Source organism: Verrucomicrobiota bacterium (assembly GCA_027622555.1).
Lineage (GTDB): Bacteria > Verrucomicrobiota > Verrucomicrobiia > Opitutales > UBA2995 > UBA2995.
On the sequence record JAQBYJ010000181.1, the window covers coordinates 1 to 8,299 of the forward strand.

Genomic DNA, 8,299 nt, shown 5'->3' on the forward strand with positions numbered 1-8,299 from the left:
CCGTTATCGCATGCCTTGAACCTGTGTGCCCGGCGCAATTACGACGGACACCACTACGGCGCCTCGACGCTGGAAAAATGGTACTACCGCTACCGGCGCCTTGGCTACGAAGGCCTGGGAGGCACTAGAGGGGTCACGTCTTGGGAGGCACTAGCAGGCACTAGAGGGGTCACGTCTTGGATATTGACAAACAGCCTAGATTTACTTTTCTTCTTCCTACATGGCAAGGAGAGCAAGAGTAGAGTATGAGGGAGCCTGTTATCACGTAATCAACCGCGGTAACTTCCGTCAGGATATTTTTAGGAAGCAGGTCGAAAAATATTTGTCGAGATCCAAGATATGACCCCATACTCTCCCCTGACCCCATACTCTCCCCCATACTCTCCCACAGAGATCCAAGATATGACCCCATACTCTCCCACCCAAGATATGACCCCATACTCTCCCACCTTCAAGGTAGGAAGGGCCGTTTAGCCGTTTATTTAGTCTAAGTCGCTTTTCTGACTCAGTCTATTGGGCTGGGTTTTCCCCTCAAACCAATCGCTCAGAATGGTTAAGACCTTTGGATGGTCGGGCACGCCCATAGTATTCCGCTCGATCATGGACAGCATCAGCTCGATGGCGGAGTAACCCCAAACGATCTTTGTTACCGATACGTCCGCACGTCATCGGTGGTCAAGTGGGGGATGGAATTGAATTGATCGAGTGAGATTCGGTTTGAGCTGAAAGTAAACTGTGATATGGATCCGTTGTGTACCCGCCAATTGAGTTGGCCGGCTTGTTGTTCGGGAGCCTCCAGTGTGGTTTGGACCATGACTCCGATGGGACCACCCGAAGTGAACACCGCAATCTTTCGTCCACTTGATTCTTTCGAGCGAATTACATCAACCGCTTCTCGAACCCGGTTGTGGAACTGCTGCCAAGTCTCGAATCCGTCGCTCTCGTAATCACCCGCGATGTAAAACTTCATCACTGCTTCCAGTAGACGATGAAAGCTTCGATAGCGCTCTTTGTCTCCATGTGCGTTTTCGAAATCCTCATTCAGCTGTCTTACTGATCCGTGCTTTTCGATAAGTTCAGCCTTTAGGAAATTCATGACCTGGTCGGCGTGGTACTCGTTGAGGCCTTCAAGCACTTGTACTTCTGGCCAAGGAAACCCCGCTTCGCGAAAGCTCTCGCCGACGGCTTTCGCTGTGTCGAGCTGACGAGTCAGAGAACCCGAATAGACTTCCGTGATTGAAACCTGATTCTCCACCCAATAATGGCCAAGTAGCCGTGCCTGCTCGAGACCCGTGGATGAAAGCTGATCGTAATCAGCTTTGAAAAACGATGCCTGACCATGACGAACGGCGTAGAGTACACTCATTATTTCTTGGTCTTCATTTTCAAGGCCAGATTCATGATTCTTCCTTGATACACACAACCGTATTTCCTCGGCCTTCGTTGCGTTCGAATAATTCGAAAGCTTTCACAAAATCTTCGAGAGGAAAAATACGGTCAACGCGAGGTGGGACGGCGCCACTCTCAAGAAAACCTACGATTTCAGAGACGTTAATATCGTGGCCTTCCGGATTATCTCGAGCCCAACGGCCCCACATACTTCCGATGGCCGCAACTTCTTTAATCAACAGCATCCCGGGACGAATCGGCTTTTGCCCGGCTGTGAATCCTACCATGCAGATTTTTCCCAAGGGACGAATGACGGAAACCAGAGCGCCTTCAAATAACCCGCCTTGGACCATGTCAATTACGACGTCGACGCCTGCAGGATGCCCCAGTTCTCCGGCTGCTTTTTTAACTTCGATTTTGAACTGCTTAAAACTTTCCCGGTCGCTTCCGTAGCAGAGCGTGCGGTCTGCTCCTGCCGAGGTCGGGTATTCCATTTTTGCCGGAACGCTCACCCCGGCGATCACTTTCGCGCCCATAGCTTTTGCTAAACCCACAGCAGCCATTCCGACACCACCGGAAGCACCATCGACGAGAACAAGATCTCCGTCACCGACCTCGCCGACTATTTTAAGTGAATAGTAGGCGGGAATATAGTTTCTTCCCAAGTTTGTGCATTTTGAAAGATGCATATTAGCTGGAGCTTTCCACACTGACCGAGCTGGGACGCTGACGATCTCAGCAAGACCACCGATGCTGAGCAGGGCGATCACTCGATCACCGACTTTTACCCGGTCGACACCTGCGCCTGTTTCTAACACGATTCCAGAAACGTCCATACCGGGTACATAGGGAAGTTCCGGCTTCATTTGGTAAAGCCCCTGTGCCTGCAGTGCGTCCGGGTATTGCACACCTGCGTAGTGCACATCGATCAAAACATGTCCGTCCTCGCAATGGGGCTGGGGAATTTCGTCCAGCGAAAGCACATCTCGAAGAGGTTCCGGCTCGGGTAGCAGTTTTCCTTCCTCGTTGAAGGCTGCGTATCGGTGGCAGCGCACTGCTTTGATTGTTTTGTTCATATCTGAGATGTTGTGGGTGTATTAAATATTAATCTTAGCGTGACTGTTATTATTAATATTCGAGATCCGATTCGAAATGTAGGAGCAAATTTATTCGCGAATTAATAGTTCAAAGTCTTTCGGGTCGCGAATAAATTTGCTCCTACATTATGGCATAAGATTTATAGTTTTAGAACGGGATGAATGATCAACTCAGGAACTTGCCTCCTCTAGTCGTTTGATTGCTTCTTTTTTCAAAGTGATCTTGTCGAACTTCCCCGAAGCGATCCTGGGTAATCTTTCCTCAGCAAAATAAACGTGGCTGGGCACCTTGTATGCCGCTAAATGTGATCGGACATGCTCTTGTATCTCCTCAATGGTGGCATGGCAGTCTTTCCGAAGATAGATCGACGCACATACAATTTCGCCAAGGCGATCGTCCGGTGCACTGTGGACGGCCGCTTCGTTTACTGCCGGATGTTCGTGCAAGACGTTTTCAATTTCTCCGCAGGCGATGTTCTCCCCACCGCGAATAATCATATCTTTCGCCCGACCCGTGATGTAAAGAAATCCCTCTTCGTCAAGATGACCCAGATCACCGGAATAGATCCAACCGTCCTTCAGTGTTTCTTCTGTTTCTTCGGGTTTGTTCCAGTAGCAGCGCATATTCAAAACGGACTTCATACAGATTTCACCCTCCTGGTTAGTTCCGATGTTTTTTCCGTGTTCATCCCGGATCTCAATCTTCATCAGTGGCGCTGTTGCCCGACCTGTTGAGGTAGGACGTGCAATATATTCCGGTCCTCCAATAGTTGCTCCTGAGGCATTCGTCTCCGTCATTCCATAACCTACTCCCGGAATTACCTTTGGAAACCGTTCTTGCAAAAGTTTGACGTGCCCGGGTGGTCGGGCGGCACCACCGCCGCTGATGGTTAATAAGCTGCTCAAATCGTATTTATCCAAATCGGGAGAATGGAGGACCTCGCCGACCATGGTAGGAACTCCATCCATCCTGGTAACCGATTCTTTTTCAATTAATTGGAGAGCACTCTCAGTGCTCCACTTATACATCAGGACCATCCGTCGACCGGCACGGTAGCTTAGGAATAACATCGTTTGCAGTCCCGAGACATGGAATAAAGGAACATTTGCCAGCAGCTTTTCCCGTGGAAATTCTTTACTGATAAGCTCACCCATGGCAGCCGGTCCTTTATTGAGCCACTTTAGGACAGCCTCCCTTAATTCTTCGTTATCACCCGTTAGTAACGCGAGTACGCCAATGCAGCCAAAATTCAACAAGGCGTTGACGGTGCCTCGATGGGTTAACACTACTCCCTTTGGCTTGGCCGTTGATCCTGACGTATACATGATCAAAGCGTCACTGTCCGTGTCTATGTCGAGTGCTGGAAATACATTATCATCGGACGGCTCAAACAGGTACGACATATGCAATACGCCTTCCGGTAGCGCTCCTCTTAATCGAGTAACCGCCACACCCAGTTCCAATAAATTTCGGGAAGGGATAAATCGGTCCCAGCGCTCGTGATCCACAAACGCAAACCGCGCTCCACTGTCGATGAGGCCATACTCAATTTCATTAGGTAACCACCAGGCATTCAAAGTGACAGCGACCGCTCCAACGGCTAGAATCGCTTCGATTGCCAGAACGTATTCGGGGTAATTCCGCATCGAGATGGCTATGCGATCGCCCGGTTTTATTCCCAGTTGAATGAGTGACTTTGCCAGGGCCACGGATTTTCTTTGAACTTCACCAAAGGTCCATCGCTCGTCTTCGAAGATTAGAAACTCTTCTTCTTTGAAATGCTTATTTGAGTAATTAAAAAAATCACGCAGGTCATTGGGCGCGTGAGTAAAGACATCGAACTCGACTCCTCGGACGACTACCTTGGAAACGGCGAGTGGCGACTCGCTGCAGGCCATGAGCGCAAGCGCTTCATCTCGGGTTAGCGGGGTATTGGGAACTGATTTCATGGTAGTCAATCTGAACCGTTCTCCACGGTCTCACGACCGTGGCTACATTGTAGCAATGGTCGTAAGACCATTGATCTAAGCAATTTGAAAACGACATTTCCCTCGTATAATAAACGGCACTGCGAGGACCCGTCTTCGCGATGCTTCGCCGAGGCGCGCGCGGCGGCCCTACCTTTATTAGCTGAAATGGTAGGGCAAAAGCATCCCTGCTTTGCCTCCAGGTATTTTAAGAATTTACTCATTGGGTTAGTCTAGTTTGTAGATACGAGTAGCGGTCTCACTAAACATAGCCGTTTGCTCCTCTTCGCTATATTGAGCTGCGATTTTTTTAAGCCCGTTCCAGAGCACGTGGTAGGAAAGTGAAAGGCGATCTACCGGAAAGTTACTTTCGAACATACAGCGGTTTGGACCGAAACACTTTATGGTATGGTTGTAATACCGCGCCTGCGCTTCAACGAACTCATCGGAGCTCGCTGGCAAGTCTCGCTTATCCCATCCGAACCCATTGTCGGGCATGGCAAGTCCGCCGAGCTTTGCAAATACGTTTGGGCATTCGGCAAGGGCAGCAATGTCTTCATACCATTGTTCGAATATCTCCTCACGCAGATTCGCGTAGGGTCCAACTCCGAGCGGTGTTCCAAAGTGATCAAGAATTATGATGGTGTCTGGCGCTGATTGTGCCAGGGCCCTAAAATCCAGGATCTGGTGATGATAGAGCCAACTTTCGTAGGTATACCCCCGGTCTCCGAGCCGCCGCACACCGAGCCGAAAGGCCTTATCATCTGACTGACCTTCCGTTCCCCGACCGGGTAAGGAGAGATATTCCGGATGCGGTTCGCGGGCGATGGAGTGGCGTATACCGCGGAATAAACCATTTGCTGCTTCCTCGTGTGCATCCAGTATTTCATCCAGATATGGACTCGATAGATTGGCATGCGAAACGATTCCGGCGATTTCTGGTCCCGCTCCCTTACTCGAGGCCGAAGCGAAGGACTCCACAAATTTCGTTTCACCAACGGGTTTTAAATGCTCCGGACCATCGGTGTGGTAGCTCGAACGACATTCCAGGTAGACTGTTTTGGTCACGTTGTGACCCGAACCTGTATCCGCCCAAAGGTGATCAAGGAGGTAGGTCCAATCGGGCGATTCCCACAGGTGGTGATGGGGATCTACTATTATCCGGTCTGGATCAATGATCGGCTCGCGTACCTGGTCGAGCCATTCTTGGCTTGGTGCTGTTATTGCCATGCCCTAGGTTGGCTTTCTCACGGAGCTGAGATGTTGGGCTTTACGATTGAGAGGCGAGGGCGCGCACTTCTGTGCGTAACCGAGCTGAGAAAGAGGAACACCCGGCATGTCGGCCCGAGGATGGGTGCAAACAGCGTGTTTACGAACTATAATATGGAAGATATACATCGTGTGAACATTCTTGGGAATTTAATACCTCTTTGCTCCCATCCGGTTCGAAATCCAAGCTACGCCATGTCTTTGAAACCTTTGCCCTCGGCTACCAGCTTTTCGATCAGTGGTGAAGGTTGCCAGAAGTCATCCTGATCCTGCTCTTGAAATTCTTTTAGTTTTTCCAAGACCTTATCGAGTCCAACGGTGTCCGCATAGAACATTGGACCACCTCGATAGACGGGCCAGCCGTATCCATTGACCCAGACAACGTCGATATCGCTCGGTCTTTGGCTAATGCCTTCTTCGAGGATTTTCGCCCCCTCATTAATCATCGGGTAGATACATCTTTGAAGAATCTCTTCCTTGCTGATTTCCCGGCGTGTTGTTCCTCGCCTCTCTGAGAATTCGAGAATCAATTTTTCGACTTCCGCGTTTGGAGTCTTGGCCCGTGTTTCCGGATCGTAGTCGTAATAGCCAGCTCCTGTCTTTTGACCGCGACGGTTCATCTCGCATAGCTTGTCTTTGAGTTTTTCTTCGGGTTTGGAACTTTCTGCGTCCCAACCAATATCCAAGCCCGCCAAGTCTCCCATGGCAAAAGGTCCCATTGGAAAACCGAAGTCGTAAATTACCTCGTCCACCTCCCAGGGCATGGCTCCTTCATCGATAAGTTTCTGAGCCTGTATGCCGCGCTGGAATAAAATCCTGTTTCCAATGAAGCCGGGACATACGCCTGACACCACTGGAATCTTTCCGAGTCGCTTGGCCAGTCCCATTGCGGTTGCAAGAACAGGCTTCGACGTTTTTTCGGCGCGGACAATTTCAAGAAGTCTCATGATATTTGCCGGGCTGAAGAAATGAGTTCCGATGACCCACTCGGGACGTTTGGTCACCGCGGCAATCGCGTTGACATCGAGCGCTGAAGAATTGGTTGCCAAAATGGCACCTTCCTTAACGATCCCATCGAGTTTCCTGAAAACGTCCTTTTTCAGATCGAGATTTTCGAACACGGCTTCAATGACCATGTCACAGTCGGCCAGGTCTTCCAGGGAAAGCGAGGGCGTTAGAAGAGCCATGAGTTTATCAACTCCTTCTTCCGTGATGCGTCCGCTTTTAACTCCACGCATGTAGTTTTTGCGAACAACCGCGAGTCCGCGGTCGAGCGCTTCCTGATTCGATTCGACGATCGTAACCGGAGTACCCTTTGAAAGGAAATTCATGGAGATACCGCCGCCCATGGTTCCCGCACCAATCATCCCGACTTTATTGATCGGAATAATTTCAGTGTCTTTTGGGACATCAGGAATCTTGGCTGCCTGGCGCTCCGCAAAGAAGTAATAACGTTGGGCCTGTGACTTGATGCTCGTTACCAAAGTCATAAACCGTTCGCGCTCGGCTTGAATGCCTTCATCAAAGGTTTTTGTCAGGGTGTCTTCGACGCATTGGATGATGGCTTTGGGCGAATCGAAACCACGGGCTTTGTGCGCGATCTGTTTTCGAAAGCGGTCAAAAAGCTCCGGATCATTTTTCGCTGCCTCGAGTTTCTCATTGGCGTCTCGTACTTTTACGAGAGGTCGTCCTTCCTCGACGATTTTTTTCGCAAAGGCCATGCCGCCTTCGAAGAGGTCTTCGACGATCTCGTCGATGAGGCCGTTCTCCAGCGCAAATTTGGCGTTCACAGGAATTCCGGTGACCATCATATTTAAAGCCTTTTCTACACCCACTATACGGGGCAGACGTTGGGTGCCTCCCGCTCCAGGTAAAATTCCCAGGTGGACTTCTGGAAGGCCGAATTTGGTGGAAGCAACCGCCACACGATAGTGACAAGTAATCGCCGTTTCCAATCCACCACCGAGTGCGGTGCCATGCATAGTGGAAATTACCGGTTTGGAAGCACCTTCGATGACCTTCTGGACTTCAAATAATGACATGCCCTGTTGCGGTTTTCCAAACTCCTTGATGTCAGCTCCTGCGATGTAGGTCCCACCGTTGCATATAATCAGGATCGCTTTTGCCGCCTCATCCGCATCGGCTTGCTTTACCGCTTCGTATAAACCGTCTCGAACACCTCTGCTCAGAGCATTTACCGGCGGATTATCGATCCGCACCACGGCGATGCCGTCTTGAAATTCCAGGTTAACCATGTCTGTTATCGCAGCCATTTTATTAAGTCCATTTTATGCTGTTGAGAATTGCTAGTTTACTGATTTGAAAATTGTGTGATGTAGTTTGGGATGAACTCAAGTATGCAGTTCGGGTAGGCGGGGAATAGTCGGAGTTGAGATGAACTATTGGAATAAAGAATCATTAGGTGGAGTTAGAGAACAGGAAAAACCGTAAAAGTAATCGGCCACACTGAAAATCCGGAAATGGCCATTAAAGTCAAATCTTCTATTGATCGCCGCGTTTTTTAGTTTTTGTCCTAAAATCGAGTTCAATTACACTACATACAATTGGCCTGTATT

General features: G+C 49.7%; 5 protein-coding genes. All 5 read right to left on the bottom strand.

What is annotated here, in order from left to right:
* Positions 1-646 precede the first annotated feature (646 nt).
* Positions 647-1,366 carry a histidine phosphatase family protein gene (locus O3C43_23945; protein ID MDA1069538.1) on the bottom strand — a complete coding sequence of 240 codons (720 nt, stop codon included), beginning with the start codon at positions 1,364-1,366 and terminating at the stop codon, positions 647-649.
* 31 nt (positions 1,367-1,397) lie between these two features.
* On the bottom strand, positions 1,398-2,465 hold the full coding sequence (locus O3C43_23950) for an NADPH:quinone oxidoreductase family protein (GenBank protein ID MDA1069539.1): 1,068 nt from the start codon (positions 2,463-2,465) through the stop codon (positions 1,398-1,400).
* A 192-nt stretch (positions 2,466-2,657) separates the two neighbouring features.
* Positions 2,658-4,436, bottom strand: a complete 1,779-nt coding sequence (locus O3C43_23955) for a class I adenylate-forming enzyme family protein (protein MDA1069540.1) — start codon at positions 4,434-4,436, stop codon at positions 2,658-2,660.
* A 246-nt stretch (positions 4,437-4,682) separates the two neighbouring features.
* A complete protein-coding gene (locus O3C43_23960) occupies positions 4,683-5,684 on the bottom strand; it encodes an amidohydrolase family protein (protein ID MDA1069541.1) in 1,002 nt (333 codons plus the stop codon).
* Between the two features lie 227 nt (positions 5,685-5,911).
* The gene (locus O3C43_23965) at positions 5,912-7,996 is read right to left on the bottom strand and encodes a 3-hydroxyacyl-CoA dehydrogenase NAD-binding domain-containing protein (protein ID MDA1069542.1); all 2,085 of its coding nucleotides are present in this window, start codon (positions 7,994-7,996) and stop codon (positions 5,912-5,914) included.
* Positions 7,997-8,299 lie beyond the last annotated feature (303 nt).